Raw genomic sequence first — 25,681 nt, 5'->3', positions numbered from 1 at the left:
AGAAGGTTCTTCTTCGCTTTGTTTAGTGTTTCCTTGGAATTGGATGTGTCTACCTGGAGAGAAACGATGTCTGACGCTGTAGGGTGCCCTGCGACGTGCGATGCGGAGCTGGATGCCAGTGGTCTGAATTGTCCCCTGCCGCTGCTGAAGGCCAAGATGGCGCTCAACCGTCTTGCCAGCGGAGCAGTGCTCAAAGTCACGGCCACCGATGCGGGATCCCAGCGTGACTTCCGCACCTTCGCCAAGCTGGCCGGCCATGCGCTGTTGCATGAAGACGCCGCTGACGGCATTTACCGGTACTGGCTGCGCAAAGCCTGAAGTGTTCAACGCTTCGCCTTCTACCCCTTGGCCCAAAGGTTCATTGATGTTCAAAGTGCTTCGCGACTGGATGCAACGCTATTTCTCGGATGAAGAGGCCGTGGTGCTGGCGGTGCTGCTGGTGTTGGCGTTCACGATTGTGCTGACCTTGGGCGGCATGCTGGCGCCTGTGCTGGCGGGCCTGGTACTGGCGTTCCTGATGCAGGGCATGGTGGTGCAGCTTGAGCGTTTGCACGTGCCTGAAGGGGGCGCGGTCGGGCTGGTGTTCGCCTTGTTCATGGGCGCGCTGGCGGTGTTTTTGCTGGTGCTCGTGCCGTTGCTGTGGCACCAGTTGATTACGCTGTTCAACGAACTGCCAGGGATGCTCGCCAAATGGCAGTCGCTGCTGTTGCTGCTGCCCGAACGTTATCCGCATCTGGTGTCCGACGAGCAGGTGTTGCAGGCGATCGAAGTTGCCCGTGGCGAGATCGGCAAGTTCGGTCAGTGGGCACTCACGTTTTCGCTTTCCAGCCTGCCGCTGCTGGTCAACATGATGATCTACCTGGTGCTGGTGCCCATTCTGGTGTTCTTCTTCCTCAAGGACCGTCGGATGATTGGTCGCTGGTTCAGGGGTTACCTGCCGCGTGAGCGTACGTTGATTACACGCGTTGCAGAGGAAATGAACCGGCAGATCGCGAACTATATTCGTGGAAAGGTCATCGAGATTTTCATTTGCGGCGCGGTGACCTACATCGCCTTCGTGACGATGGGTCTCAATTACTCGGCGTTGTTGGCGATGCTGGTGGGGATTTCGGTCGTCGTGCCCTACGTGGGCGCGGTGGTGGTGACGGTGCCGGTGGCGTTTATTGCGCTGTTCCAGTGGGGTTGGAGCGACCAGTTCATCTACCTGATGGCGGTCTACGGCATTATCCAGACGCTGGACGGTAACGTGCTGGTGCCGCTGCTGTTCTCCCAGACGGTGAGCCTGCACCCGGTCGCGATCATTTGCGCGGTGCTGCTGTTTGGCGGGTTGTGGGGATTCTGGGGGATCTTCTTCGCGATCCCGCTGGCGACCCTGTTCAAGGCCGTGCTGGATGCCTGGCCGCGTCATGAGCCGACGGTGGCGCCGCTGTTATAGAGGGTGCTACGTAGCATGCTTTTGTAGGAGCGCGCTTGCCCGCGAATGGGTCAGTGGACAGATTCTCTGGCGCCTGTTACATCCTTTCGCGGGCAAGCGCGCTCCTACAGAAGGACAACTCAGGCGTTATTGAGCGCCTGAGCCTGTTCCAGAACCGCGGCCACATGCCCCGGGACCTTCACGCCACGCCATTCCTTGCGCAACACACCGTCTTTGTCGATCAGGAAGGTGCTGCGATCGACGCCCAGGTATTCCTTGCCGTACAGCTTTTTCAGCTTGATCACGTCGAACAACTGGCAGAGCGATTCGTCCTTGTCCGAAATCAGCTCGAACGGGAATTCCTGTTTGGCCTTGAAGTTCTCGTGAGATTTCAGGCTGTCGCGTGACACGCCAAACACCACGGTGTTGGCCGCCTTGAAGTCGGCGTACGAATCGCGGAAGCCCTGGCCCTCGGTGGTGCAGCCAGGCGTGCTGTCTTTCGGGTAGAAATAAATCACCACTTGCTGACCCTTCAACGCGGACAGACTTACAGCCTGATCGCTGGTGGCCTGTACCTGAAAGTCGGCAACGGGTTTGTCCAGTTCTACTGCCATCGGGGATTCCTTACATAGGGGCTTGCGGGCGCCAGGGTTCGATCAGCGCGTCGAGATTGAGTGCGTCGGCGAAGTCCAGGAACTGGTCGCGTAGCCAGCTGATCTGGGTGCCGGCAGGCAACGTCACGGTGAACGTCGCGTTGAGCATCGTGCCGCCGGTCTGTGGCGCCTGATAGGTGTCACAGATCAGGTTTTCCAGCTCGACGTGATGGTCGATGAAGAACTGGCAGAGTTCATTGATGATGTCCGGGCGATACGCCGAGCTGACGTAGGCCACATACGGCAGCGCCTCTGGACGGCTTTCCAGCGACGCACTGCGCACGACGTTGACGGTGAACGCGTGTTTTTTCGACAGGTTGGGCAACCCGGTTTCCAGGCGCGCCAAGGCGTCCCAGCTACCGGTAACCTGCAGGATCAACGCGCTGCATTCGCCGTGGCGAGTGAGGCGCGAGCTGACCACCGAGCAACGGTTTTCATGACTGGCGCGGCACAGGACGTTGGTCAGCTCCATTGGGTTGGCGCCAAGGGCACTGATGACAAGGAATTGTTCGCGAACTGTGGGGATGGACGACATGCAGCATTCCTAAGCGATGAGCGGTCGGTACATTGTTGGCTTGTGCGGCGGATTCGATGAACGCCAGCCTCGCAACGTCGACCCGGACCTCTGCCGTGTGCGTCCGGGATGAACCGGTCAGCCCGGGTGACAGCGACGCTGGAGCGGGGTTTGCGACAATGAAAGCGGACAGTCGAACGAGCTGCGCAGATGACCAGTACCGATCAAAGACCGAAGGGTAGCGAAAACCGTCGCTCAGGGGAATGCTCGCCTTGTGCAAGGATCATGGCGCCAGTACCATTACCGCTCTCTTTTTCCGGCAGGAGCGGTTTGCATGATTGCGGGCAGTATGGTGGCACTGGTCACACCTATGGATGCACAGGGTCGTCTCGACTGGGACAGCCTGAGCAAACTGGTGGACTTTCACCTGCAAGAGGGCACCAACGCCATTGTTGCCGTCGGCACGACAGGTGAGTCTGCGACGCTTGACGTCAACGAACACATTGAAGTCATTCGCCGCGTTGTCCAGCAGGTCGCTGGCCGCATCCCGGTGATTGCCGGCACGGGCGCCAACTCCACCCGCGAGGCGGTCGAACTGACCACCAATGCCAAGAACGCCGGCGCCGATGCCTGCCTGCTGGTGACCCCGTACTACAACAAGCCGACCCAGGAAGGCCTGTACCAGCACTTCAAGCACATCGCCGAAGCCGTGGACATCCCGCAGATCCTCTACAACGTGCCAGGCCGTACCGCCTGTGACATGTCGGCCGAGACCGTGATCCGTCTGTCCAAGGTCAAGAACATCATTGCCATCAAGGAAGCCACCGGTGACCTGCAGCGCGCCAAGGACATCCTGGCCGGCGTCAGCAGCGACTTCCTGGTGTACTCCGGCGATGACGCCACGGCGGTCGAGCTGATCCTGCTGGGCGGCAAAGGCAATATTTCGGTCACCGCCAACGTCGCTCCACGCGACATGGCTGACCTGTGCAAGGCTGCCATGGCCGGTGACGCCGTGACTGCCCGCGCACTCCACGAAAAACTGATGCCGCTGAACAAGACCCTGTTCATCGAATCGAACCCTATTCCCGTGAAATGGGCCCTGCATGAGATGGGTTTGATGCCGGACGGTATCCGTCTGCCGCTCACCTGGCTCAGCGAGTCCTGCCACGAGCCGCTGCGTCAGGCATTGCGCCAGTCCGGTGTATTGGTTTAATGAGGAAGCACTACGCAATGAAGCGACTGGCCGGACTTTCCGCACTAGCCTTGATTATCTCCAGCACCAGCGGTTGCAGCTGGTTGTTTGGTCAGGATGGTTATTTCCGTGATCGCAGCAGCGATTACCTGGAAGCGACCCAGAAACCTCCCATGCAGTTGCCGGAAGGCGTCCAGGAAACCAAACGCCTGGACCCGCTGCTGCCGATCCCGCGCAACGTGGCCGACGACACCCAGAAGGGTGAGTTCATCGTGCCGCGTCCGCAGCCGTTGTCCACCGCTCAGGACTCCAGCGACTACACGCTGCAGAAGAGCGGTGACAATCGCTGGATTCTGGCCCAGCGCGCGCCGGCCGAAGTCTGGCCAGTGGCTCACCAGTATTTTGAAGACAACGGTTTCCGCATCGCCGAAGACCGTCCGGCCACCGGTGAATTCAACACCACCTGGCAGCGCATGGACGAATTGTCTGCGTCCGTCGCCAAGCGCATGGCCTCGGCTGGCGACGCCGCCAACACTGAAACTCGCGTCCGCGTGCGTATCGAGCCGGGCGTGCAGCGCAACACCAGTGAAGTCTACGTGGTCAGCGTTCAGCGTCCTGCCGGCAGCAGCGAAGACCCTGCTTTCCCGTCGCGCAGCACCAACGTCGGCCTGGATTCGGTCCTGACCGACGACATGCTGGCCAGCCTGACCCGCACCGCCGAGAAGGGTGGGTCGGTGTCCCTGCTGGCGGCGCGTGACTACGATACCCCAAGCCGTGTCGCGCTGAGCGAAGACGGCAGCGGCAACCCGGTGCTGAACCTGGGTGCCGACCTCGACCGTGCATGGTCCAGTGTGGGCCGTGCGTTGAATCAGGGTGACTGGCGCGTAGAAGACATCAACCGCAGCCTGGGTCTGTACTACATCAACCTTGCGGAAAAAGCGGACAAGCCGGAGAACAAGCCAGGCTTCTTTGCACGCATGTTTGGCAGCGAAGAGACCAAGGAACAGAAAGAAGCACGCGCCGAGCGTTATCAGGTTCGCCTGAGCAAGGTGGGCGACAACGTCCAGGTCACGGTCGAGAAGAACATCAATACCGTGGCGCCGCCGGAAGTCGCCCGTCGCGTATTGAGCGTCATTCAAGACAACCTCGGTTAAGTGCGTTTCGCGGTTCTGGGCAGCGGCAGCCGGGGCAATGGCACGCTGGTTGCGAGCAACGACACGTACGTGCTGATCGACTGCGGTTTCTCCCTGCGGGAAACCGAGCGTCGGCTGGACAGGCTGGGCGTCAGCGGCCATCAGCTGAGCGCCATTTTAGTGACCCACGAACATGCCGATCATGTGCATGGCGTGGGTTTGCTGTCTCGGCGCTACGATGTGCCGGTCTATCTCAGCGACGGGACCTTGCGTGGCATGCGCAAGCCGGTCGAGGCGGGCATCAGGCTCGTGGGCGGGCAGGGCGTGCGGATTGGTGGTCTGGGCATCGATGTGGTGTCCGTAGCCCATGATGCACTTGAGCCCACGCAGTTCGTCTTCAATGATGGGCGCAAGCGCTTTGGTCTGCTGACCGACCTGGGGTCTTACTGTCCGTCGGTGCTCGACAGCTATCGTGGCCTGGATGCCCTTATGATCGAGTCCAACCATTGCCGTGATTTGCTGGCCCGAGGCGCTTATCCCTACTTTCTGAAACAGCGGGTGGGCGGGCAATACGGACATTTGAACAATCATCAGGCCGCAGGTCTGGTGAATGAGCTGGGGTGGGAAGGCTTGCAGCACCTGGTGCTGGCCCACCTGAGCAGCAAGAACAACCTGCCGCATCTGGCCCGGCAATGTTTCGTCGACACCCTCGGGTGCGACCCGGACTGGCTACAATTGGCCGACCAGGATTCAGGGCTCGACTGGCGCGAAATCGCCTAGCGTCCCAAACGGGGCGACAGCCCGATTGTTGTTAACGGGCCACTCGCCCGGAACCTTTTTACCGGGCGCCTCGCCCGAACATTTTGCAAGCGGAGCCCATCATGGAAAAACGTGAAGAACTCTACCGCGGCAAGGCCAAATCGGTTTACAAGACCGACGACGCCGACCGCTTGATCCTGCTGTTTCGCAACGACACCTCGGCGTTCGACGGCAAGCGCATCGAACAGCTCGACCGCAAAGGCATGGTGAACAACAAGTTCAACGCCTTCATCATGCAGAAACTCGAAGCGGCCGGCATTCCGACCCAGTTCGACAAACTGCTGGCCGACAACGAAGTGCTGGTCAAGAAGCTCGACATGATCCCGGTCGAATGCGTCGTGCGTAACTACGCCGCAGGCAGCCTGGTCAAGCGTCTGGGCGTCGAAGAAGGCATGAAGCTCAACCCCTACACCTTCGAACTGTTCCTGAAGGACGACGCCAAGGGCGACCCGTTCATCAACGAATCCCACGTCGTGGCATTCGGCTGGGGCACCGCCGAGCAACTGGCGCGCATGAAGGAACTGTCCCTGAAGGTCAACGACGTGCTGACCAAGCTGTTCGACGACGCCGGCCTGCTGCTGGTCGACTTCAAGCTGGAGTTCGGCGTGTTCAGCGACGGCTCCATCGTCCTGGGCGACGAGTTCAGCCCGGACGGCTGCCGCCTGTGGGACAAGGACACCAAGAAGAAAATGGACAAGGACCGCTTCCGTCAGGGCCTCGGCGACGTCATCGAGGCCTACGAAGAAGTTGCCCACCGTCTCGGCGTACCGCTCTAAACCGCGAAACCGCTGCAAGCATCTGAAAGAACGCGAAAAAATCCAAAAAAGGATTCGCGTTCTTCGCCCAAGCTGTTATGATGCGCGCCGTTGGAGAGATGCCGGAGTGGCCGAACGGGACGGATTCGAAATCCGTTGTACTGGCGACAGTACCTAGGGTTCAAATCCCTATCTCTCCGCCATTACAAATAAAGCCCCAGAAGTTATGCTTCTGGGGCTTTTTTGTTTTTGGACATATCAATACATACCTTGAGTGCAACGGCCCCTGCAATCTGCGTGCTTGTAGCACCCCACCGGAGTTACGCTGATGGACGTTGAGGCGGTATCGCAACATCTGCAGGACTCGATTCCTGGGCTGCTGGCAGTCTACCTATTTGGCAGCTACGTCAGCGGCGATTTTCAGGCGGGCAGTGATCTGGATATTGCTGTGCTGCTTCCGGGTAAAGGGGATCCGTTGATGCTCTGGCGCATATCCGGTGAAGTGGCCGACATCGTTGCTGTACCGGTGGATCTGGTTGATCTCAGGGCTGCGTCGACTGTGATGCAATATCAGATCGTAACAACGGGTCAGCTTGTCTGGGCCAGAGATTCGTCTGCAAAGTTATTTGAAACGTATGTGCTTGGTCAGAAGACGGCTTTGGATACTGCCCGGGCTGGTGTAATTGAGGATATTCAAAGAGAAGGGGTGATTCATGGTCGATGACGTACTGATCAATAAAGCTGCAACGATCGAACGTTGTGTCGCCAGGGCCCGCGAAGAATATGACAAAGACGCGGCAACGTTCGCCACGGACTTTACGCGTCAGGACGCTGCGATCTTAAATATCCAGAGGGCCTGTGAAGCGGCCCTGGACATTGGGCAGCACCTTATTCGGCGTGAGAAGTTAGGTGTCCCGCAGAGCGCAAGGGATGTTTTCGAACTGCTGTGCAGAGGTGGCTGGCTTGAGCAATCACTCCTCGCGACGATGAAAAATATGGTCGGCTTCAGAAATATCGCGGTCCATGAGTATCAGACCCTCCAATTGCCGATAACCGTTGCGATCATCACTCAGCATCTGGATGACTTCATCCGGTTCAGTTCATTCGTGCTAACACGAGATGCAGAAAACTGATCACTCAGGGCCGCCCAGCCGCCAAATTGCTGGGCGACTGCTCATGCCTGACAACTCTTTCACTGTCCAACCCCATCGCCCTCAGCCATCATTTCGCAATCGTGTGCGTGACAAAATGACGCAACCACGCCGAGGCGAGTAAGATAGGCACCCTGATTTTTCATCTCCCCATTTTCTTCGGACGGATCCTGCGTTGAGTGTCGTGAAACATCGACCTCCGGGGCGTCGTTTCGATTACGAATTGACAGAGCAAAACAGAGAAAAGGCGATCACTGAAAATGACCAAGACCTCGCGACCTTTATATATTTCTTACGCTGGCCCTTCGTTGCTGGAGATGCCGCTGCTCAACAAGGGCAGTGCGTTCACGCCGCAGGAGCGTGTGGATTTCAACCTGATCGGCTTGTTGCCGCAGAACGTCGAGACCATCGAAGAGCAGGTGACTCGCGTTTACAACCAGTACCAGCAGTGCGCGAGCGATCTCGACAAGCACATTTATCTGCGCTCGATTCAGGACAACAACGAGACGTTGTTCTTCCGCCTGCTGGATTCGCACCTGGAAGAGATGCTGCCGATCATCTACACACCGACCGTGGGTCAGGCGTGCCAGGAATTCTCGAAGATCTACCGCACTCACCGCGGTCTGTTCATTTCCTACCCTGAGCGTGATCGCATCGACGATATCCTGCGCAGCGCAACGAAAGATCGCATCAAGATTATCGTGGTGACCGACAGCGAGCGCATTCTGGGGCTGGGCGACCAGGGCATCGGCGGCATGGGCATCCCGATTGGCAAACTGTCGCTGTACACCGCGTGCGGTGGCATCAGCCCGGCGTATACGCTGCCGATTGTGCTGGACGTGGGCACCAATAACCAGGAGTTGCTGGACGACCCGATGTACATGGGCTGGCGCCACAAGCGGGTGACGGGCAAGGAATACGAAGATTTCATCGCGCTGTTCATCGAAGCGGTTCAGCGTCGCTGGCCGGACGTGCTGTTGCAGTTCGAGGACTTCGCTCAGACCAACGCCATGCCGCTGCTGGAGAAGTACCGCGACGAGCTGTGCTGCTTCAACGACGACATTCAGGGCACCGCGTCGGTGGCCGTGGGTACGTTGTTGGCGGCCTGTAAGGCGAAGAATGAAACGCTGGGTCAGCAACGCGTGGTGTTCCTCGGGGCAGGTTCCGCCGGTTGTGGGATCGCCGAGCACATCATTGCGGCGATGGTGATCGAAGGCCTGAGCGAAGCCGAAGCGCGCAAGCGCGTGATGATGGTCGACCGTTTCGGTCTGCTGACCGACAGCATGGACAACCTGCTGGACTTCCAGAAGAACCTCGCCCAGAAAGCAGGTGACGTGGCGGGCTGGTCAAGTGGTGACGGTTACCCTGAATTGCTGGATGTGGTCAGCCACGGCAAGCCGACCGTGCTGATTGGCGTGTCGGGCCAACGCGGTCTGTTCACCGAGCAGGTCATCCGCGAAATGCACAAGCACTGCGCGAAGCCGTTGGTCATGCCGCTGTCCAACCCGACCTCCAAAGTCGAAGTCACGCCGCAGGAAGTCCTGACCTGGACCAACGGCGACGCGCTGGTGGCAACCGGCAGTCCGTTCGCGCCGGTCACTGTGGGCGACCGCACGTTCCATATCGCTCAGTGCAATAACTCCTACATCTTCCCGGGCATCGGCCTGGGCGTGATCGCGGCGAAGGCCACACGTATCACGGACAAGATGTTGATGGCCGCTTCCAATGCCCTGGCTGAGTGCTCGCCGATGGTGACAGGCAAGGGGGATGCGGTACTGCCGCCGCTGAAGGAGATTCAGGGCGTCAGCAAGAAGATCGCGCTGGCGGTGGCCAAGCAGGCTCAGGCCGAAGGCATGGCGCTGGAAACCACCGAAGAAATGCTGCTGGAAGCCATCGAGCGTAACTTCTGGATGCCGAACTATCGCAGCTACCGTCGTAGCGCGGTGTAACTGCCTTCACACATCGCTTTATGTAGGAGCGCGCTTGCCCGCGATCACAGTGGGTCAGCTCAATATTTCTGGCTGATGCACCGCAATCGCGGGCAAGCGCGCTCCTACTCAGTGACAGTTGCCGCTTCACACAAGACCGCCGCATGGAAACATGCGGCGGTCTTTTGTTTTGTGACGAAAAACTTCAGGATGTCCTTTCGATAAAAACAAAAAGTTTGGCGAGGGACGCATGCAGACGGACAGTGTGCTCTATGACTACGTGATCGTGGGTGCCGGCCCTGCCGGGTGTTTGCTGGCCAATCGGCTGTCACAGAACCCTTCTCATCGTGTTCTGTTGCTCGAAGCGGGCGGGCAGGACAATTACGCCTGGATTCACGTGCCGGTGGGTTATCTCTACTGCATCGGCAATCCGCGCACCGACTGGTGTTTCAAGACGGAAGCCGAACCCGGCCTGAACGGGCGTGCCCTGAGCTATCCGCGCGGCAAAGTGCTGGGTGGGTGTTCCTCCATCAACGGCATGATCTACATGCGCGGTCAGTCCCGCGACTACGACGAATGGGAGGCGCAGGGCAACAAAGGTTGGGGCTGGAAGGACGTATTACCGGTTTTCAAACGCTCGGAAAGCCACTACGCCGGCGATTCCGACCTGCACGGCGGCCAAGGCGAATGGCGCGTCGAGCAGCAGCGGTTGTCGTGGACCTTGCTCGATGCGTTTCGTGAAGCCGCTGCACAGACAGGCATTGCTTCGATTCCAGACTTCAACGGCGGCGACAATGAAGGTTGCAGCTACTTTCAGGTCAATCAGCGACGCGGCGTGCGCTGGAACGCGTCGAAGGCATTTCTGCGTCCGGTGGCTCAACGGCCGAACCTGACGGTGCTGACCCACGCCGAGGTGGAACGAATCGAGTTTGAAAATGGCCGGGCGAGCGCGGTGCTCGCCAACGTCCGTCAGCAAGCACGACGGATTAATGCCAAGCGCGAAATAATCCTCTGCTGTGGCTCGATTGGCTCACCGATGGTGCTGCAACGGTCGGGGATCGGGGCCCGCCCGCTGCTGGAAAAACTCGGTATCGGCGTGCGTCATGAGCTGCCCGGCGTGGGGGCCAACTTGCAGGATCACCTGCAACTGCGGCTGATCTACAAAGTCAGCAACAGTCATACCTTGAACCAGATGGCCGGGAGCCTGTGGGGCAAGATGAACATGGGCCTGCGTTACGCGATCAATCGCAGCGGGCCGCTGGCCATGGCGCCGAGCCAACTGGGCGCGTTCGCCCGGTCAGGGCCGGACCAGGCGACTGCGAATCTGGAATACCACGTGCAGCCGTTGTCGCTGGAGCGCTTCGGAGAGCCGCTGCACCGCTTCCCGGCGTTTACAGCGTCGGTGTGCGATCTGCGTCCGCAGAGTCGTGGAACGGTGGAGATCCGCTCGGCTTTGGCCGATGCCGCGCCCATCATTCGTCCCAACTATCTGAGCCACGAAGCAGACCTCAAGGTCGCGGCGGATGCCATTCGCCTGACGCGCCGTATCGCAGCAGCACCGGCGCTTGCGCGTTTCGAGCCGGTGGAGTATCTGCCCGGCGTCAGCCTGCAAACCGACGAAGAACTGCGTCAGGCCGCGAGCAGCATCGGCACCACGATTTTTCACCCTGTCGGTACCTGCAAAATGGGGCAGGGGCGCGATGCCGTCGTCGATGAAAGACTGCGTGTGCATGGGGTGACGGGACTTCGGGTGGTGGACGCGTCGATCATGCCGACCATCACCTCCGGCAACACCTGCTCACCCACGGTGATGATTGCCGAGAAAGCGGCGCAGATGATCATTGAGGACGCGCTGAAAATCGAGTCAACGTGCGTGACAACAGGCGGTTCGCTATCTGCGGCGCAAGCGTTAACTGGGTGAGGCGCAGCGGAGGTTTTGCCCGAAGAGGGCGGATGGGCGGTGAAGGTTTGGACTTCCACGTCCCTCAGCAAGCTCACTGCGCAAACGCCCGGCGCATTACACCGCGTTCAAGCGATCAACCATGTCCGGGAATTTTTCGACGAGTTTGATCAGCAGCGCCGCTTGAGCATTGGGTTTTGACTTTTCTTGTTCCCAATTGCGCAAGGTGCTTGCGCTGGTGCGAATCCGCCTGGCAAAAACGTTCTGCGACATATGCAGACGTTCTCGCAGGGCAACGATCTCCTGAGCTGTAACGTCCGGCGCTGGTTTTTCCGCAAATGTATCGCTACGAAGCGTTATTTTTCCTTCTCGATGCGCGGCCATCTCTTCCACGCCTTGCATCATTTCCGCGAACAGATCGCGCTTTCGGCTCATTGCATACCTCGTTTGTTGAGCTCTACGCGGATCGCGCCTTTAAGCTGTCGCTCCTGGTCAGCCGTCAGGTTTTCAAGCTCATCCTTATCGTAGATGGAAAACATCCAGAATTGGCCGTCACCAGCTAACCAGTAGTAGATGACTCGTAGGCCTCCGCGTTTACCTTTGCCTCTTCGTGCGTCGACCCAGCGCAGCTTTCGGAAGCCGCCGGTCCGCGGCATGAGATCGCCGATGACAGGATTTTCAAGCATTGCAGTCTGAAGCGATCGGTAACCTTCTTCATCCAGATAGTCAGGGCGGAAGGTACTGAATGTCGACGTTTCAAAAAATACAGCATCCATGGATGTATACGCAAATCGATTATGGTTGTGATCTGGTCGCTCACCTTACCCAAGCCATCGAGTCGGCTCACATGGTTTTTTGCCACGATCTGTTGCGCGGATTCTTCCTACAGAAAAAGAAGTCGGCGCCAGACCTTTTGTTCGCATCCTTTTCACAAAAAATTGATGGCGGGCTGCCTAAAGTTTGCGATGTCGAAAGAGTTTTTTGGCTCTTGGTCGACGGTGTCTTTTTTCCAGTCAAGCAGACCCTCATGCCGAACCTGAAAGCAGTTCGCCCGGAGCTCGTGACCGCGCTCGCCAGCATTTTTTTATTGCTCGGGTTCAACCTCACGCTCTGGCAGCACCTGTTCGCCATTACCGACTTCAACGGTAAGGGGCTTTTGTTGCGCGGTGCTTTTGCACTGATGGTGTTTTGTGCATTTAATATTTTTCTGACGTTATTTGCCTTTAAGAAAGTCTTGAAGCCGGTGTTGGTTTTGCTGTTTCTAATCAGTGCGGGTGTTGCTTACTTCATGAGCCAATACGGCGTCATGATTGATGCGGGTATGTTTCGTAACTTCGCTGAAACCAATGCGACGGAAGTGCGGGATCTGTTGTCGTTGAAACTGGCGGTTTATTTATTGCTGCTCGGCGTTTTGCCCTCGGTGATTCTTTGGAAGACGCCGATCAATTACCGTCTCTGGCCGCGTGAAGTATTGAGCAAAGTGGTGGTCGGAGCTGTGTGCGCCAGTGTGATCGGCGGTGTGGCGCTGATGAACTATCAGGGCTTGTCTTCACTGTTTCGTAATCACCATGAACTGCGTTTGATGGTGGTGCCGAGTAACTACATCGGTGCTTCGGTGGGCTACCTGAGTGAGCAGGTCAAAGCCGCGCGACAGCCATTCGTGAGCATCGGTCAGGACGCGACACTGTCCACCGAGTGGCAACAGCACAAGCGCAAGTCGCTGACGGTTTTGGTGGTGGGGGAGAGCGCCCGCGCCGAGAACTTCGGCATCCTGGGTTATAACCGCGACACCACGCCTCAACTGAAGAGCGAACGAGGGCTGCTGACGTTCACCGACGTGCATTCCTGCGGGACGGAGACTGCGGTTTCGGTGCCGTGCATGTTCTCGAATATGGGCCGTAAGGATTACGACGCCAGCACGGCAAAAAACGAGGAAGGCATGCTCGACGTGCTCAAACGCGCCGGTCTGGACGTGATCTGGCGTGACAACCAGTCTGGCTGCAAGGGGACCTGTGACCGCGTGACCCTGCAGGATGTCAGCAACCTGAAGGATCCCGTGCTCTGCGCCAACAATGAATGCCGCGACGAGATTCTGTTGCAGGGCCTGCAGAACTTTATCGACCACCTGGACAAAGACACCGTGTTGGTGCTTCACCAGATGGGCAGTCACGGCCCCGAGTATTTCAAGCGTTACCCGAAAGAATTCGAGAAGTTTACGCCGGTGTGTGAAAGCAATGCGCTGAACAACTGTTCGCGGGAAAGTATTGTCAACGGTTACGACAACACGCTGCTGTACACCGACCATGTCCTGGCATCGCTGATCGATACCTTGCGCAGTAACCAGAACAAGGTCGACACCGCCATGTTGTACCTGTCCGACCACGGCGAGTCGCTGGGGGAGTACAACCTGTTTCTGCATGGCACGCCTTACATGTTGGCGCCCGATCAACAGAAGCATGTGCCGATGATTGCCTGGTTCTCGGATAACTATCAGCAGTCGTTTGCCGTCGACACCCATTGTTTGCAAAAGGAACGTAATGCGCCCTTGAGTCAGGACAACTTGTTCCACTCGATGCTCGGGTTGCTGCAAGTCCACACCAGCGTCTACAACCCGGCGCTTGACATGTTCGCCGGCTGCCGGGGGATTTATACGGACGGGGTATTGGCGAATGAGTGAGCAGGCGACCGATAAACACCCGATCCGGCACGATGTTCAGCCTCATGAGCAGGGCCTGGCGCGACGTTTGAGCCTGTGGCGCGATGCGCAACTGGCGCGTTACGCGTTGCGCGACGCTGGCGAGCCCGGTCTGGTGCTGGATCTGCCGTCGGGGGCCGGTCGGTTCTGGCCGGTGCTGGCCGAACACAGCAACCGCGTCATCCTGGCGGCTGACCCTTCGACGGACATGCTGGAAATCGCCGAAGCGCAGTCGTCCGCAGACATCCTCAAGCGCATTCGCACCTTTCAAAGCTCGGTGTTCTCCATCGGCTTGTCGGCGAATGCCGTCGATTGCATTTTTTGCATGCGACTCTTTCATCATGTCGCTGGCAGCGAGCAGCGGCTGGCCATTCTTGAAGAGTTTCACCGCGTGACTCGCGATACCGCGATTGTCGCGTTGTGGGTCGATGGCAATATCAAAGCCTGGCGACGCAAGCGCCAAGAGGGCACCCGGGTGGATGAAAGCGGCGCGCCGTCCGTGCGCAATCGCTTCGTGGTCTGCCGTTCCGACATTGAGTCGGAGTTTGCGCAAGCCGGTTTCCGCGTTGTCGGCCATCACGACTTCTTGCCGGGCTACGCCATGTGGCGGGTGTACGTGCTGCGCAAGAGGGGCGAATGATCCGATGGGCGGTCGTCTGAAAGTGCCCTGCCGATAAACACGCAAGATGAAGTTGTTCAAGACTTGCAGGACGGATGCCCGGTAAACGCTTATAGCGATATATACTGCGCGCCATTCTTCAAGGGGAGAGCCGTGTGGCCATCGATATTCACTGGATTCGCGACGACGACAGCCTCGCCCAACATTGCGCACACTGGCAGACGCTGCCGTTCGTTGCGCTCGACACCGAATTCATGCGGGTCGACACCTTCTATCCCATCGCCGCGCTTTTGCAGATCGGTGATGGCTCGAGCGCCTACCTGATCGATCCTCTGCTGATCAATGACTGGAAACCGCTGGCTGCGCTGCTGGAAAACACCGACGTTATCAAAGTGGTTCACGCTTGCAGTGAAGACCTCGAAGTCTTGCTGCGCCTGACCGGCAGCCTGCCTGCGCCGCTGTTCGACACCCAATTGGCCGCTGCCTACCTGAACCTCGGGTTCTCGATGGGTTATTCGCGTCTGGTGCAGGAAGTGTTGAACATCGAGTTGCCCAAGGGCGAGACCCGTTCCGACTGGCTGCAACGACCGCTGTCCGAGACGCAGATCAGCTACGCCGCCGAAGACGCCGTGCACCTGGCGGAGGTCTACAGCCTGCTACGTCCGCGCCTGTCCGACGAAAAGTACGCCTGGGTGCTGGAAGACGGGGCCGAACTGGTTGCCAACCTGCGTCGGGAAACCGACCCGTACGAGGTGTATCGCGAGGCTAAACTGGCGTGGAAGCTGTCACGCGCGCAGTTGAACGTGCTGCGTGAGCTGTGCGCCTGGCGTGAGCAGCAGGCCCGTTTACGCAATCAGCCGCGCAACCGGGTATTGCGTGAGCATTCGCTGTGGCCGCTGGCCAAGACCCAGCCGGATAACCTCGCCGCACTGGCGAAAATCGAAGACATGCACCCCAAGACCGTGCGTCAGGACGGCGAGTTTCTGCTCGACCTGATCAAGAAAGCCGGCAGCGTGTCGCCGGATGCGTGGCCTCCTGCGTTGCCGGAGCCGCTGCCGATCGAAGCCTCCACTGTATTGAAGCGCCTGCGCGCCATTGGCCAGCAGCAAGCCGAACGCCTGGACATGGCGCCGGAGCTGATGCTGCGCAAGAAGACGCTCGAAGCCCTGCTCAAGACCGGGTTCCCAGACGGTCCCTATAAACTGCCCGACTCGCTGCGTGGCTGGCGCCGCGAGTTGATGGGTCAGATGCTGCTCGACAGCCTGGCCAACGCCGGAGAACAGCCTTGAAACGTATTTGCTCGATCTACCGCAGTCCTCGCAAGAACGAAATGTACCTCTATGTGCTCAAGAGCGATGCGCTCGAACGCGTCCCGGTCGAACTGCTCAGTGCATTCGGTAAGCCGCAGCATGCGTTTGACCTGGTCCTGACGCCTGAGCGCACGCTGGCCCGCGAAGACATTCACACGGTGCTGGAGAATCTTGAGAAGCAGGGGTATCACTTGCAGATGCCACCGGCCGAAGACGAGTACATCGAGCATCTGCCCGACGAGTTGCTGCGCCGCAACGACCCGGTCTGACCGACTTTCGACCCCGTCATCCATCACGGGGGTTTACCGGACCGCTGTTCGCATCTGCTTGCCCCGGCTTTTCTGAAAGCGGTGGGCGGCAGAGGCCTTGCGGTCGCATGTCCTGCTTTTCTGAGTTTTGAATCCATGCGCGTTCTGATCGCCGAACACGATTACGCTATCTACACCGAGTTACTTCGCAAGGCCGCTCCCGACATCGAAGTACTGAGCAGCGGCAACTCCGCCGAACTGTCAAAAATGGCGGCGCAGACCTCGATCTGGCTGGGCCAGCCCGATCTGCTCGCCAACCTGCTGCGCCAGGGGCATACGCCGCAATGGCTGCAATCGACCTGGGCTGGCATTACACCGTTGCTGGCGCCGGGGCTGAACCGTAATTACCGGCTGACCCGCGCGGTCGGGATTTTCGGTCAGGTCATGGCTGAATTCGTGCTGGCCTACATGCTCGTGCATGAACGTGAAGTGCTGGCGCGGCTGGTAAGTCAGGTCGAGCGCAAATGGGATGATCGGGCGGGTCAAAGCCTTGCCGGTCGTAAAGCACTGATCGTCGGCACCGGCGACATCGGGGTCCGCGTCGCCGAGTTTCTGCTGCCATTCGGCGTCGAGCTGTATGGCGTTGCGTCCAGTGCGCGCACGCAAGCGCCGTTCATTGAAGTCGGCAGTCTCGAAGATTTGCCGCGTCTGGTGGGCGAGGTCGATTTCGTCATCAATCTGCTGCCGAACACCGCTCAGACTCACGACGTCTACGACGCGAAGCTGTTCGCTCAATTCAAACCGTCGGCGCTGTTCATCAACGTCGGGCGCGGCGTGGCGGTGGTGGATGCCGATCTGGTCCAGGCCTTGAAGGAGGGGCATCTGGCGGGCGCCGTGATTGACGTCTGCCGCCAGGAGCCCCTGCCGCAGCGTCATCCGTTCTGGACGGCCTGGGGGTTGTTGCTGACCGGTCACAGTTCTGCACCGACCTCGCCACGGGCCATGACGCAGTTGTTCGTCGAGAACCTGAAAGCCTACGCCGCCGGTGAAGCGCTGCGCGGGGAAGTGGATTTCGCGAAGGGGTATTGAGTCCCGAAGGCTGTGCGTACCCCTGTGGGAGTGAGCCAACTCACTTCCACCGGGACCGTTCAATCACGGTTGCTGGCGGCGTTCTGCAGACCGGGATTCCTTTCAGTGATTTCTTCAGTGGCGACGGCACACCGCTTACCGACAGTCGCCAGCGCTTGGCCCAGCTACGATGTGCCACTAGACTGGCGACCTTTTCATCACCCTATACCGATTCCTCGAAACCATGGCCGCCAAAGTCGAACCGTTCTGGATGCGTAAAACCCTCGATCAACTCGATTCGGTCGAGTGGGAATCGCTGTGCGACGGTTGCGGCCTGTGCTGTCTGCAGAAACTGGAGGACGAGGACGACGGCAGCGTGTACTACACGCGCATCGCCTGCAAGTTACTGGACCTCAATACCTGCCAATGCAGCGATTATCCGAATCGGCGCGCTCAGGTACCCGATTGCATTCAGCTCACGCCGGGGCAGGCGGATGAGTTCAAGTGGCTGCCGCCAACGTGTGGCTACCGTCTGGTCAGTGAAGGGAAGGATCTGCCGCTCTGGCATCATCTGGTCTGCGGCAACCGTGACCAGGTCCACAAGGAACGCATTTCTCAATCGGGACGCATGCTCAGCGAAAAGAATGTCGCTGAGGACGACTGGGAAGATTATCTGATCTTCCGCGCAGGCTGACGTGCCAGCGTCTCGACGGGCGCTCACTCTGCTGAAGCGGATTCATCCGCAAAACGTCCTCAAGCCTGCGCGCATTTGCCGGCCGTATAGACGTCTCGCGAATGAATTCGCTGCCACCGTGATCTGGTTTTCCAGCGCGTTGAAGCGGCCACGTACGCCTGGCTTCGCTTAGACGCCCTTTGGCCCTTTCACCGCATCGATGGTGGTGACGACCGCTTCTTCAGCCGCCACTTCAGCCTTGGTTTTGAGCTTGCTCAATTCAGCACCGGCTTCTTCAATACGGGAACGGGCAATGTCCATCTCGCTGCGGCTTTTTTCCAGCAGCGCCTTGGCCGAGCAATGACCGGTGATGCCGCGAGCCAGCACCGCGCCGCCAATCGCCAGTTGCACCAGGCCGAAGATACCGCCCCGGCGCAGGCCCTTGCCCATCATCAGTACGCCACCTGCCAGCGAGCCGATTCGCTCCCAGCCCTGCACGTTCTGTTCTGGATAATCGCGCACGGTTCGTTCGACGCGTTTGATGATCGGGGTATCGCTCATGATGCGTTCTCCATGAAAAGGTAGGGACCCTAGAGCTGACTGCCGGGCGCGCAAACTGTTCAATGCGTTTGTCGTGACGGTTCGATCAGGTGCGATCGGTTTCACGACCGAACTGCGGGCCGGAGCGGGTGTTATTGCCCTTGGCCATGCGGTCGTAAAGCACCACGTTCACGGTGGCGGCAAGGTTCATGCACCCTGTGGTGGGGATGTACACCACGTCTTCGCACCAGTCCCGGATCTCCTTGTCGAGCGAGCCGTCTTCCGGGCCGAAGATATAAATCGCGCGGTCGGGGTGGGTGTATTCCGGCAGCGGGCGGGCACCGTCGACCAGTTCAATGGCCACGGGCACGCAGCCCAGCGGAATGATCTTTTTCAAGTCGTCGATGCCGATCAGCGGGATGTCCTGATGGATCTTCTTGGTATCGGTGACGAAGTCCCGCGCCCGCTCGTAGCGTTTGCCGGTGTAGAACACCGACGCCACGCCATAACAGCCCGCCGCACGCATCACCGAACCGACGTTTTCCGGAGATTTGGGGTTGTACAAGCCGATGCAGGCATAGCGTTTGTTGGCCACGGCAGAGAGTGCTCTTCAGAGAAAGCGCGGGATTATACGGGAAGGTGGGGCTCAGCGAACGTGTAGGAGCGCGCTCGCCCGCGATTGTCCGGATCAGGCGGTAAGGATCTGTCGGCTGAACGAACGCATCGCGGGCAAGCGCGCTCCTACAGGCTTATTCGTCTTTTTTCATAAGGCCGGCCAGCGCCGCGAACGGGTTGTGCGTGGCCTTTGCGGTCTTCGGGCTGCTGGTCGAGCTGTCGGAGAAGTATTGCTGATCCGTGTAGCGCGAGTGTTCGTTGTCGTGGCAGTAAAGGCACAGCAGCTCCCAGTTGGAGCCGTCCTGCGGGTTGTTGTCGTGGTTATGGTCGCGGTGATGCACGGTCAGTTCGCTCAGGCGCTTGCCGGAAAACTCGCGGGCGCAGCGGCCGCAGACGTGCGGGTACATGCGCAGCGCCTTGTCGCGATAACCCATTTCGCGGTCACGCTGGGCATCGGCCAGGATGCGGTCCAGCTTGGAAGTGTTGGTCGGGGTTCCCGAGCTCATGGTGTCACCTGTTTCGTGTCCGGTTGGCAATGGGGCGAGTTTAGCGCTTTGATCCGCTGTCAGGCTTTGACTTTTTCAGCAATCCAGATCGTATGCCGTGTCCCCTTGTTTCCGTGCGCGTAGACCTTGACCTCTTCGGCCTTGAATCCGGCTTTGCGCAGTTTGTCGCTGAACGCTGCGTCGGCGCTGGCCGACCACACCGCCAATACACCTTTGGGGCGCAAGGCTTGAGCGCAGGCCGCCAGCCCCCCGGCGGAGTAGAGCCAACTGTTGGCTTTTTGCGTCAGGCCTTCAGGGCCGTTGTCGACGTCGAGCATGATGGCGTCGAACCCTTGAGATTCGCTTTTCAGCACCTGCGCGACGTCCTGGATGACAACCTTGGCGCGTGGGTCCCGCAGCGGATTGCCCGATTTCTCACCCAGCGCGCCACGATTCCATTCGACCACGCCGGGCACCAGTTCGGCCACGACCACTTCACCGTTCTTGCCCAGATGCTTGAGTGCCGAGGCGAGGGTGAAGCCCATTCCGAGACCGCCGATCAATACGCGAGGGTTCAGCCGTGAGGCGACCTTTTTGCAAGGGATCTCAGCCAGCGCGTCTTCGGAGCCGTGCATGCGCGTATTCATCAACTGGCCGCCGTCGCCGCCCTGAATCTTGATCACGAAGTCGTCGCCGTATTCGAACAGACACAGGGCGCCGCCGTTGTCGGGGATCGGGGTGGTATCGAGCAGAACAAAACGTTTCATGGAGAATCCGGTAGAAAGCCTGGAGGTGTGCGCATCAATTTCTCAGCGCACGAAGCGCCGTGCAGGAGTAGCCTGAGCGTCACAGCAGAAGATTGGCAGTGGAGGCCAACGATGAAGCGGTCCATTCTAGCGGCGATTGCCCTGATGATGCTCGGTGCATCACCGGTGTTTGCCGAGAATCTGCAACCTGTCCTGAATACCCCCGAGCCGATCGCCGCGACGTCCGGTTCGCCGGGAACAGCCACCCCGACGCCTTATCCACAAGTCACCCCGCCAAGCGTGCCGCGCGCGGGAGGACAGGGTAATCCGCCGTTACTGCCAAAGATCCCGCAACCCGGGCCGCCAAAAGAGGATGAGCCGTTGCCGGGGTTGCCGCCGCCCGCCAAGCCCAGTCCTTGATTCAGGCGCCCACCGACAGTGGGATGACCTATTCCTGCTGCGCCAGCACCTGTCCGTCCATCATCCGCAGGCGTCTGGACATCGCGACCGCAATCGCGCGGATGATCTTGGCCGCTACTTTCGGCGCCTCGTTGAGCATCTTGTCCAGTGAGTCCTTGCCCAGGTTCAACAGGTAGCAGGGCGAGGCCGCGATGCAGGTTGCCGAACGCCGTTCTCCGTCCAGCACCGCCATTTCGCCGAATGCCCGACCGCTGCGCAAGATCGCCGTTTCGACCTGTTTGCCGTCGCCATTGAGCTTCTGCACCGACACGGTTCCCGAATGGATGATGCACATGAAGGTGCCGGCGTCGCCTTCGTTAAAGATCGGCTGGCCCTTCTCGATGCTACTGATGCTGAAGTAACCGGCTGCCGCGGAAAAGTCGGCGGGTGTCAGGGCGAGGAACAGACCGCAGTCCATCAGCATCTCGCGGATCTCGTTGTTCAGGGATGACGGTGTCGGCATGTGATGTTCTTGTTGAGTCGTGGAGGGTGGAGACTGAAACAGCTGACGTATAAAACGTTCCCGGACCGCATATCGTCCAGGAAACGTCTGATATGACCCATGGCGATGAGGGAGTTCCTTACGCCAGTTGCAATACCTTGAAGATAAAACCGTATTCGAGCGCTACGTCACGCAAACCCTGATAACGGCCGCTCATCCCGCCGTGCCCGGCACCCAGTTCGGTCTTGAGCAGCAGCAGGTTGTCATCGGTTTTGGTGTCGCGCAATTTTGCCACCCATTTAGCCGCTTCCCAATACTGCACGCGGCTGTCGTTGTACCCGGCAATTACCAGCATCGCCGGGTAGGCTTGAGCGCTGACGTTCTCATACGGGGCATAGGCCTTGATGCGAGCATAGACTTCCGGATCCTGCGGATTTCCCCATTCGTCGTATTCCGTCACCGTCAGTGGCAGGTCAGGGTCGAGCATGGTGTTCAGCACATCGACGAACGGCACTTCGGCGATGGCCGCCTTGAACAGATCAGGACGCTGATTGATCACGGCGCCGATCAACAAACCGCCGGCGCTCCCGCCGCTGATCACCAATTGGTCCGCCGAGGTGAGGTTTTGCGCAATCAGGTGCTCGGCGCAGGCGATGAAGTCGCTGAAGGTGTTCGGTTTGTGTGCCTGCTTGCCGTTGAGGTACCAGGCTTCGCCGAGTTCGCCTCCGCCGCGCACATGGGCGATGGCGAAGGCAACGCCCCGGTTCAGCAGACTCAGTCGGGCGTGAGAGAACCACGGGTCCAGACTCTCGCCATAAGCACCGTAGCCGTAGAGGTACAGCGGCACGGGTTGACCGACCAGCTCGCGCTTGACCACCAGGCTGATCGGCACCTGGGTGCCATCGGCGGCGGTCGCCCAAAGACGCTGGCTGACGTAGGCATCGGCATCGAACTCGCCCAGTACGGGGGTCTCCTTGAGCACCACTTGCTCACCGGTGGCCAGGGTCAGCTGACGCACTTGCGGCGGGCGGTTCAGCGACTGGTATCGCAGACGAATCTTGTCGCTGTCGAATTCAAGCGTGTCCTGCACATACAGGTTGTAGGCCGCATCCGGCAGTTGCACGCGATACGCCGGGAGGCCTTGTGGATGAACTTCGACGATGGGCAGGCCACCTTCACGCAAACTCAAGGTCAGGCCGTTGGCATTGAGGCTGAAGCCGTCGAGCATCACCGACTCGCTGTGCGGAATCAGCGTCCGCCAGTCCTTGCGCTCGGGGACGCCGCTGGTTTTTTCCGGCGCATGAAACAGCGCGAAGTTGATACCGGCCTGGTTGCTGCGGATCAGCCAGCTCCAGGTGCCGTCGACCAGCCCGTGGTCCACGGAGTACTCATGGCCCTCACTGCGCGGCGCCATGCAGACAAACGCCTGTTCCGGCTTGCTCGCATCCAGCACCCAGGATTCGCCGGTCGTCTTGCTGTCGAGGGCCAACACCAGTTGCCGCTCGGAGCTGGTGCGGTAGCAGTGCAGGAAGAAACGTCCATCCGGCTCGTTGAACACCAGGTCGGCGCCGTCGCTGCCCAGGGTATGGCGGTACAGTTTGTGCGGACGGTGGGTGTCGTCCAGTTCGCCGAAGAACAGCGTCTGGCTGTCGTTGGCCCAGGTCATGCTGCCGTCGCAATCGTCGAAGGGCAGGGCAGTGACATCGCCGCTGCTCAGCTCTTTGACGTAGAGTTGATAGACCTCTTCACCGCTGGTGTCGAGGCTGTATGCCAGACGTTGATGGTCAGGGCTGATGCTGAACGCGCCAAGGGAAAAGAAACCGCCGTTGGCCAGCACATTGGGGTCCAGCAGCAGCTCTTCAGCGCTTTCATCGACCGTGTTTGAATCGTCAGCGGGGCGTGGGCAGCGATAGTGGCGGGCGTATTCGTCGCCCTCGGTGGTGCGGGTGTAATACAGGTAGGGACCCCAGGGCGAGGGCAGCGACAGATCCGTTTCCAGGATGCGACCCTTGATCTCCTGAAACAGGGTTTCGCGCAGCGCTTGCTGATCGGCAAGCTGACGCTCTTGGTACTCGTTTTCGGCCTTGAGGTAATCGAGCACCTCGTCGGCGTCGCGATTCTGGAGCCAGGCATACGGGTCTGCGCCGTCGCCCTTGCGGGCCTGCGGAGCGCTTGAGGCAATGTGGGAAGAAGGCATGCGGGGCTCTCTCAATGGGCTTTCTGGAATAAACGTTCCGGTCCGGACGTGCCCGGTCAGAGGCAGTGCGGACCGATAACTGAAGCCGGGGAAGCCGGGCTGGTGAAAAGTCGTTATCATAAGCGCCTCTTTACCTGCCTTACCACGGACGTCATGACCGACAACGACTATCTGATTGCCTGGGGCCTTTACGCATTTGCTGCGTTGGGTTGTCTGTTGGTGTGGTTCAAGCTGACTGGCTGGATGTGGCGCTACCTGCGCGAGCCGCTGCGCGTGATCGGCGCGGTCCTGCTGTTCTGCCCGACCATCATCGACCCGGTCAAGGACCAGTACGCCCCGGCGCTCGCCATCAGCGTGCTGGATCTTGCGTTCAAGGTGGGCAACAACGTCTGGCGTGCGGTGCTCGATCTGGCGACCTACGGCGCTATTGCGCTGGGTTTGTATGTCATCTTCGCGCTGATCCGCCTGCCTTTTCTACGCAAGAAAAAGGCCCGTCAGGCCCATGCCGAGCAAGCCGCGGCGCAGGCCGCCGCCGAACAGAAACAGGCAGAGCAGGATGACGAACCGTTCACCACTCAGGAGTCGGGCCGCTTCGCCCGTTCATCCGCACCGCCGGCCAGCGGCAGCAGTGGCCGCTACCGGGTCGAACCCAAGTTGTGATGACGTTTACCCTGTATGAGCGCGCTCCAGCAGTGTGATATGCGGTTAAACAGACCGGGAGCCGAGCATGTGTGAACTTCTAGGCATGAGTGCCAATGTACCCACAGACATCGTGTTCAGCTTTACCGGGCTGATGCAGCGTGGCGGGCGAACGGGTCCGCACCGCGATGGCTGGGGGATCGGCTTCTATGAGGGACGCGGTTTGCGTCTGTTTCAGGACCCGGCCGCCAGCAGCGAGTCGGAAGTCGCCCAACTGGTGCAGCGTTATCCGATCAAGAGCGAAGTGGTGATTGGTCACATTCGCCAGGCCAATGTGGGCAAGGTCTGCCTCTCCAACACCCATCCCTTTGTCCGCGAACTGTGGGGCCGTAACTGGTGCTTCGCGCATAACGGCCAGTTGGCGGATTTCCACCCGCGGGCCACGTTCTATCGGCCAGTGGGGGATACCGACAGCGAGGCCGCTTTTTGCGATGTGTTGAACCGGGTGCGTGAGGGGTTCCCTGAGCCTGTCGAGATCGAACAGCTGTTGCCGACGCTGGTCGAAGCCTGTAGCGAGTACCGCAGCAAAGGCGTGTTCAACTGTTTGCTCAGTGATGGCGACTGGCTGTTTTGTTTCTGCTCCACCAAGCTGGTGCACATTACTCGTCGTGCTCCGTTCGGCCCGGCTCGCCTGAAGGATGTCGATGTGATCGTCGATTTTCAGGCCGAAACCACGCCGAACGACGTGGTCACGGTCATTGCCACCGAGCCGTTGACCGAGAACGAAACCTGGAATCGCTACGAACCTGGGCACTGGAGCTTATGGCGTCGCGGCGAATGCGTGGCCGAAGGCCGAACCTGACAGAGAGGGATCTATGCTGCGAAGCTATCTGCGACTGGTGTTGTTCACGGCGGGCCTGTTGATCGGCGTGCAGATTCCCGGCTTTATCAGCGATTACAGCAAGCGTGTCGAAGCGCACCTGATTGAGGCGCAAAAAAGCCTGGGCGGTTACAACGACACCGCTCAACGGTTCTTCAAAGGGGATGTCCAGGCGCTGATCCAGCACTACCGCAGCAGTGACGATCCGGTGTTTCGCGCCGATGCCGACAACATCAATAACCTGCTGATTCGCACACAAACCCTCGACCGCGAATGGCTGGCCTTGCAAGGCCCTTGGTACATGCGGGCTTACCATGTGCTGACCGCTGCCGACCCGGACATTCGCAAGGAAACCTGGAACGGGTATTCGTGGCAGGTCTTGCTGTCGCCTGAAGTCATCGGTTGGGGCCTGGTGTGCGCGCTGTTGTTCTCGCTGGTCATCGAAAGCTTCGTGCTGTTCATCGACTGGGTGTTCGTGGGACGCCATCACGTGCGCAAGGTGAACCGGGACTGGCAGTGAGCCAGAATCGATGCCCTGCTCCGGCGCCGGAACGGTGGGGTGAGCAAGCTCACTCCCACCGAGAAATGCGCTGATCTCAAGATTCC

At 59.4% G+C, this 25,681-nt stretch carries 30 protein-coding genes and 1 tRNA gene; 21 read left to right on the top strand and 10 right to left on the bottom strand.

Translation table 11 applies throughout. The features are described from left to right. The first annotated feature begins 66 nt into the window (after nucleotides 1–66). On the top strand, nucleotides 67–318 hold the full coding sequence (locus BMY73_RS19585) for a sulfurtransferase TusA family protein (protein WP_062382703.1): 252 nt from the start codon (nucleotides 67–69) through the stop codon (nucleotides 316–318). Between the two features lie 46 nt (nucleotides 319–364). Further along, nucleotides 365–1,435, top strand: a complete 1,071-nt coding sequence (locus tag BMY73_RS19580; RefSeq protein ID WP_062382698.1) for an AI-2E family transporter — start codon at nucleotides 365–367, stop codon at nucleotides 1,433–1,435. Between the two features lie 119 nt (nucleotides 1,436–1,554). Here BMY73_RS19580 and BMY73_RS19575 read toward each other — a convergent pair whose 3' ends face one another. Together BMY73_RS19575 and BMY73_RS19570 are read right to left on the bottom strand one after the other, a co-directional pair. Continuing rightward, nucleotides 1,555–2,028 (bottom strand): peroxiredoxin, encoded by a 474-nt coding sequence (locus BMY73_RS19575; protein WP_062382696.1) that lies wholly within the window; start codon nucleotides 2,026–2,028, stop codon nucleotides 1,555–1,557. A 10-nt stretch (nucleotides 2,029–2,038) separates the two neighbouring features. Continuing rightward, nucleotides 2,039–2,602, bottom strand: a complete 564-nt coding sequence (locus BMY73_RS19570; protein ID WP_074752655.1) for a glycine cleavage system transcriptional repressor — start codon at nucleotides 2,600–2,602, stop codon at nucleotides 2,039–2,041. Between the two features lie 313 nt (nucleotides 2,603–2,915). Here BMY73_RS19570 and dapA point away from each other — a divergent pair, with 313 nt between their 5' ends. From dapA to BMY73_RS19525, 9 genes are all read left to right on the top strand, one after another. Next, a complete protein-coding gene (gene dapA / locus BMY73_RS19565; protein WP_062382691.1) occupies nucleotides 2,916–3,794 on the top strand; it encodes a 4-hydroxy-tetrahydrodipicolinate synthase in 879 nt (292 codons plus the stop codon). Nucleotides 3,795–3,811: 17 nt separating this feature from the next. After that, nucleotides 3,812–4,927: an outer membrane protein assembly factor BamC gene (gene bamC / locus BMY73_RS19560; protein ID WP_092409143.1), complete on the top strand. Its 1,116-nt coding sequence runs from the start codon at nucleotides 3,812–3,814 to the stop codon at nucleotides 4,925–4,927. Continuing rightward, nucleotides 4,928–5,686: an MBL fold metallo-hydrolase gene (locus BMY73_RS19555; protein ID WP_062382687.1), complete on the top strand. Its 759-nt coding sequence runs from the start codon at nucleotides 4,928–4,930 to the stop codon at nucleotides 5,684–5,686. Between the two features lie 101 nt (nucleotides 5,687–5,787). Beyond that, a complete protein-coding gene (gene purC / locus BMY73_RS19550; RefSeq protein WP_062382684.1) occupies nucleotides 5,788–6,501 on the top strand; it encodes a phosphoribosylaminoimidazolesuccinocarboxamide synthase in 714 nt (237 codons plus the stop codon). Between the two features lie 92 nt (nucleotides 6,502–6,593). Then, nucleotides 6,594–6,683, top strand: a tRNA-Ser gene (locus BMY73_RS19545). Nucleotides 6,684–6,808: 125 nt separating this feature from the next. Next, nucleotides 6,809–7,204: a type VII toxin-antitoxin system MntA family adenylyltransferase antitoxin gene (locus BMY73_RS19540; RefSeq protein ID WP_062382682.1), complete on the top strand. Its 396-nt coding sequence runs from the start codon at nucleotides 6,809–6,811 to the stop codon at nucleotides 7,202–7,204. Continuing rightward, nucleotides 7,194–7,613, top strand: a complete 420-nt coding sequence (locus BMY73_RS19535) for a type VII toxin-antitoxin system HepT family RNase toxin (protein WP_092409141.1) — start codon at nucleotides 7,194–7,196, stop codon at nucleotides 7,611–7,613. Before BMY73_RS19540 ends, BMY73_RS19535 begins: the two co-directional genes overlap by 11 nt. A 278-nt stretch (nucleotides 7,614–7,891) precedes the next feature. Next, nucleotides 7,892–9,580: an NAD-dependent malic enzyme gene (locus BMY73_RS19530; RefSeq protein ID WP_092409139.1), complete on the top strand. Its 1,689-nt coding sequence runs from the start codon at nucleotides 7,892–7,894 to the stop codon at nucleotides 9,578–9,580. A gap of 229 nt (nucleotides 9,581–9,809) precedes the next feature. Then, nucleotides 9,810–11,480, top strand: a complete 1,671-nt coding sequence (locus BMY73_RS19525) for a GMC family oxidoreductase (protein ID WP_092409137.1) — start codon at nucleotides 9,810–9,812, stop codon at nucleotides 11,478–11,480. 96 nt (nucleotides 11,481–11,576) lie between these two features. On the opposite strand, the gene BMY73_RS19520 is transcribed toward BMY73_RS19525, so the two are convergent. Together BMY73_RS19520 and BMY73_RS19515 are read right to left on the bottom strand one after the other, a co-directional pair. Then, complete coding sequence (locus BMY73_RS19520) at nucleotides 11,577–11,894, bottom strand: helix-turn-helix domain-containing protein (protein ID WP_062382672.1); 318 nt, start codon at nucleotides 11,892–11,894, stop codon at nucleotides 11,577–11,579. Beyond that, nucleotides 11,891–12,235, bottom strand: a complete 345-nt coding sequence (locus tag BMY73_RS19515) for a type II toxin-antitoxin system RelE/ParE family toxin (protein ID WP_062382670.1) — start codon at nucleotides 12,233–12,235, stop codon at nucleotides 11,891–11,893. Before BMY73_RS19515 ends, BMY73_RS19520 begins: the two co-directional genes overlap by 4 nt. A gap of 251 nt (nucleotides 12,236–12,486) precedes the next feature. Here BMY73_RS19515 and BMY73_RS19510 point away from each other — a divergent pair, with 251 nt between their 5' ends. From BMY73_RS19510 to BMY73_RS19485, 6 genes are all read left to right on the top strand, one after another. Then, nucleotides 12,487–14,136: a phosphoethanolamine transferase gene (locus BMY73_RS19510; RefSeq protein WP_092409173.1), complete on the top strand. Its 1,650-nt coding sequence runs from the start codon at nucleotides 12,487–12,489 to the stop codon at nucleotides 14,134–14,136. Continuing rightward, complete coding sequence (locus BMY73_RS19505) at nucleotides 14,129–14,794, top strand: class I SAM-dependent methyltransferase (RefSeq protein ID WP_092409135.1); 666 nt, start codon at nucleotides 14,129–14,131, stop codon at nucleotides 14,792–14,794. The genes BMY73_RS19510 and BMY73_RS19505 overlap by 8 nt, the downstream gene beginning before the upstream one ends. Before the next feature lie 134 nt (nucleotides 14,795–14,928). Then, entirely contained in the window at nucleotides 14,929–16,062 is a 1,134-nt protein-coding gene (gene rnd / locus BMY73_RS19500) for a ribonuclease D (RefSeq protein ID WP_062382666.1), read from the top strand. After that, on the top strand, nucleotides 16,059–16,352 hold the full coding sequence (locus BMY73_RS19495) for a YcgL domain-containing protein (protein WP_062382663.1): 294 nt from the start codon (nucleotides 16,059–16,061) through the stop codon (nucleotides 16,350–16,352). The genes rnd and BMY73_RS19495 overlap by 4 nt, the downstream gene beginning before the upstream one ends. A gap of 135 nt (nucleotides 16,353–16,487) precedes the next feature. Further along, complete coding sequence (locus tag BMY73_RS19490; RefSeq protein ID WP_062382660.1) at nucleotides 16,488–17,420, top strand: D-2-hydroxyacid dehydrogenase; 933 nt, start codon at nucleotides 16,488–16,490, stop codon at nucleotides 17,418–17,420. A gap of 223 nt (nucleotides 17,421–17,643) precedes the next feature. Then, nucleotides 17,644–18,093, top strand: coding sequence for a YcgN family cysteine cluster protein (locus BMY73_RS19485; protein ID WP_092409133.1), 450 nt, complete (start codon nucleotides 17,644–17,646; stop codon nucleotides 18,091–18,093). Between the two features lie 168 nt (nucleotides 18,094–18,261). Here BMY73_RS19485 and BMY73_RS19480 read toward each other — a convergent pair whose 3' ends face one another. The 4 genes from BMY73_RS19480 to BMY73_RS19465 all read right to left on the bottom strand — a co-directional run bounded on the left by BMY73_RS19480 (nucleotide 18,262) and on the right by BMY73_RS19465 (nucleotide 20,479). After that, on the bottom strand, nucleotides 18,262–18,633 hold the full coding sequence (locus BMY73_RS19480; protein WP_092409131.1) for a YgaP family membrane protein: 372 nt from the start codon (nucleotides 18,631–18,633) through the stop codon (nucleotides 18,262–18,264). An 85-nt stretch (nucleotides 18,634–18,718) separates the two neighbouring features. Beyond that, the gene (locus tag BMY73_RS19475) at nucleotides 18,719–19,207 is read right to left on the bottom strand and encodes an RNA methyltransferase (protein WP_062382652.1); all 489 of its coding nucleotides are present in this window, start codon (nucleotides 19,205–19,207) and stop codon (nucleotides 18,719–18,721) included. Nucleotides 19,208–19,361: 154 nt separating this feature from the next. Further along, nucleotides 19,362–19,733 (bottom strand): YajD family HNH nuclease, encoded by a 372-nt coding sequence (locus BMY73_RS19470; protein ID WP_062382651.1) that lies wholly within the window; start codon nucleotides 19,731–19,733, stop codon nucleotides 19,362–19,364. Between the two features lie 59 nt (nucleotides 19,734–19,792). After that, complete coding sequence (locus tag BMY73_RS19465; RefSeq protein WP_092409129.1) at nucleotides 19,793–20,479, bottom strand: spermidine synthase; 687 nt, start codon at nucleotides 20,477–20,479, stop codon at nucleotides 19,793–19,795. Nucleotides 20,480–20,590: 111 nt separating this feature from the next. Between BMY73_RS19465 and BMY73_RS19460 the strand changes: the two genes are divergently transcribed. Continuing rightward, nucleotides 20,591–20,878, top strand: coding sequence for a hypothetical protein (locus BMY73_RS19460; RefSeq protein WP_092409127.1), 288 nt, complete (start codon nucleotides 20,591–20,593; stop codon nucleotides 20,876–20,878). Nucleotides 20,879–20,906: 28 nt separating this feature from the next. Here BMY73_RS19460 and BMY73_RS19455 read toward each other — a convergent pair whose 3' ends face one another. Both BMY73_RS19455 and BMY73_RS19450 read right to left on the bottom strand, forming a co-directional pair. Further along, complete coding sequence (locus BMY73_RS19455) at nucleotides 20,907–21,380, bottom strand: Crp/Fnr family transcriptional regulator (protein ID WP_062382646.1); 474 nt, start codon at nucleotides 21,378–21,380, stop codon at nucleotides 20,907–20,909. Nucleotides 21,381–21,498: 118 nt separating this feature from the next. Then, nucleotides 21,499–23,556 carry a S9 family peptidase gene (locus BMY73_RS19450; protein ID WP_092409125.1) on the bottom strand — a complete coding sequence of 686 codons (2,058 nt, stop codon included), beginning with the start codon at nucleotides 23,554–23,556 and terminating at the stop codon, nucleotides 21,499–21,501. Nucleotides 23,557–23,709: 153 nt separating this feature from the next. Between BMY73_RS19450 and BMY73_RS19445 the strand changes: the two genes are divergently transcribed. From BMY73_RS19445 to BMY73_RS19435, 3 genes are all read left to right on the top strand, one after another. Beyond that, entirely contained in the window at nucleotides 23,710–24,216 is a 507-nt protein-coding gene (locus tag BMY73_RS19445) for an MFS transporter (RefSeq protein WP_092409123.1), read from the top strand. A gap of 67 nt (nucleotides 24,217–24,283) precedes the next feature. Then, nucleotides 24,284–25,057, top strand: coding sequence for a class II glutamine amidotransferase (locus tag BMY73_RS19440; protein ID WP_092409121.1), 774 nt, complete (start codon nucleotides 24,284–24,286; stop codon nucleotides 25,055–25,057). A gap of 13 nt (nucleotides 25,058–25,070) precedes the next feature. Continuing rightward, nucleotides 25,071–25,595: a DUF2937 family protein gene (locus BMY73_RS19435; protein WP_062382636.1), complete on the top strand. Its 525-nt coding sequence runs from the start codon at nucleotides 25,071–25,073 to the stop codon at nucleotides 25,593–25,595. Nucleotides 25,596–25,681 lie beyond the last annotated feature (86 nt).

The sequence above is a fragment of the Pseudomonas sp. NFACC02 genome, assembly GCF_900110765.1.
In the GTDB taxonomy this organism is placed as follows: Bacteria; Pseudomonadota; Gammaproteobacteria; order Pseudomonadales; family Pseudomonadaceae; genus Aquipseudomonas.
Note: the sequence above shows the minus strand (reverse complement) of the source record. Positions and strands in the feature narration are given on the sequence as shown.

Bases quoted from the DNA above. Each gene is read 5' to 3' on its own strand.
- BMY73_RS19585 (WP_062382703.1), top strand. From the start codon at position 67: ATGTCTGACGCTGTAGGGTGCCCTGCGACGTGCGATGCGGAGCTGGAT.
- BMY73_RS19580 (WP_062382698.1), top strand. From the start codon at position 365: ATGTTCAAAGTGCTTCGCGACTGGATGCAACGCTATTTCTCGGATGAA.
- BMY73_RS19575 (WP_062382696.1), bottom strand. From the start codon at position 2,028: ATGGCAGTAGAACTGGACAAACCCGTTGCCGACTTTCAGGTACAGGCC.
- BMY73_RS19570 (WP_074752655.1), bottom strand. From the start codon at position 2,602: ATGTCGTCCATCCCCACAGTTCGCGAACAATTCCTTGTCATCAGTGCC.
- dapA (WP_062382691.1), top strand. From the start codon at position 2,916: ATGATTGCGGGCAGTATGGTGGCACTGGTCACACCTATGGATGCACAG.
- bamC (WP_092409143.1), top strand. From the start codon at position 3,812: ATGAAGCGACTGGCCGGACTTTCCGCACTAGCCTTGATTATCTCCAGC.
- purC (WP_062382684.1), top strand. From the start codon at position 5,788: ATGGAAAAACGTGAAGAACTCTACCGCGGCAAGGCCAAATCGGTTTAC.
- BMY73_RS19540 (WP_062382682.1), top strand. From the start codon at position 6,809: ATGGACGTTGAGGCGGTATCGCAACATCTGCAGGACTCGATTCCTGGG.
- BMY73_RS19535 (WP_092409141.1), top strand. From the start codon at position 7,194: ATGGTCGATGACGTACTGATCAATAAAGCTGCAACGATCGAACGTTGT.
- BMY73_RS19530 (WP_092409139.1), top strand. From the start codon at position 7,892: ATGACCAAGACCTCGCGACCTTTATATATTTCTTACGCTGGCCCTTCG.
- BMY73_RS19525 (WP_092409137.1), top strand. From the start codon at position 9,810: ATGCAGACGGACAGTGTGCTCTATGACTACGTGATCGTGGGTGCCGGC.
- BMY73_RS19520 (WP_062382672.1), bottom strand. From the start codon at position 11,894: ATGAGCCGAAAGCGCGATCTGTTCGCGGAAATGATGCAAGGCGTGGAA.
- BMY73_RS19515 (WP_062382670.1), bottom strand. From the start codon at position 12,235: ATGGATGCTGTATTTTTTGAAACGTCGACATTCAGTACCTTCCGCCCT.
- BMY73_RS19510 (WP_092409173.1), top strand. From the start codon at position 12,487: ATGCCGAACCTGAAAGCAGTTCGCCCGGAGCTCGTGACCGCGCTCGCC.
- BMY73_RS19505 (WP_092409135.1), top strand. From the start codon at position 14,129: ATGAGTGAGCAGGCGACCGATAAACACCCGATCCGGCACGATGTTCAG.
- BMY73_RS19490 (WP_062382660.1), top strand. From the start codon at position 16,488: ATGCGCGTTCTGATCGCCGAACACGATTACGCTATCTACACCGAGTTA.
- BMY73_RS19485 (WP_092409133.1), top strand. From the start codon at position 17,644: ATGGCCGCCAAAGTCGAACCGTTCTGGATGCGTAAAACCCTCGATCAA.
- BMY73_RS19480 (WP_092409131.1), bottom strand. From the start codon at position 18,633: ATGAGCGATACCCCGATCATCAAACGCGTCGAACGAACCGTGCGCGAT.
- BMY73_RS19470 (WP_062382651.1), bottom strand. From the start codon at position 19,733: ATGAGCTCGGGAACCCCGACCAACACTTCCAAGCTGGACCGCATCCTG.
- BMY73_RS19465 (WP_092409129.1), bottom strand. From the start codon at position 20,479: ATGAAACGTTTTGTTCTGCTCGATACCACCCCGATCCCCGACAACGGC.
- BMY73_RS19460 (WP_092409127.1), top strand. From the start codon at position 20,591: ATGAAGCGGTCCATTCTAGCGGCGATTGCCCTGATGATGCTCGGTGCA.
- BMY73_RS19455 (WP_062382646.1), bottom strand. From the start codon at position 21,380: ATGCCGACACCGTCATCCCTGAACAACGAGATCCGCGAGATGCTGATG.
- BMY73_RS19450 (WP_092409125.1), bottom strand. From the start codon at position 23,556: ATGCCTTCTTCCCACATTGCCTCAAGCGCTCCGCAGGCCCGCAAGGGC.
- BMY73_RS19445 (WP_092409123.1), top strand. From the start codon at position 23,710: ATGACCGACAACGACTATCTGATTGCCTGGGGCCTTTACGCATTTGCT.
- BMY73_RS19440 (WP_092409121.1), top strand. From the start codon at position 24,284: ATGTGTGAACTTCTAGGCATGAGTGCCAATGTACCCACAGACATCGTG.
- BMY73_RS19435 (WP_062382636.1), top strand. From the start codon at position 25,071: ATGCTGCGAAGCTATCTGCGACTGGTGTTGTTCACGGCGGGCCTGTTG.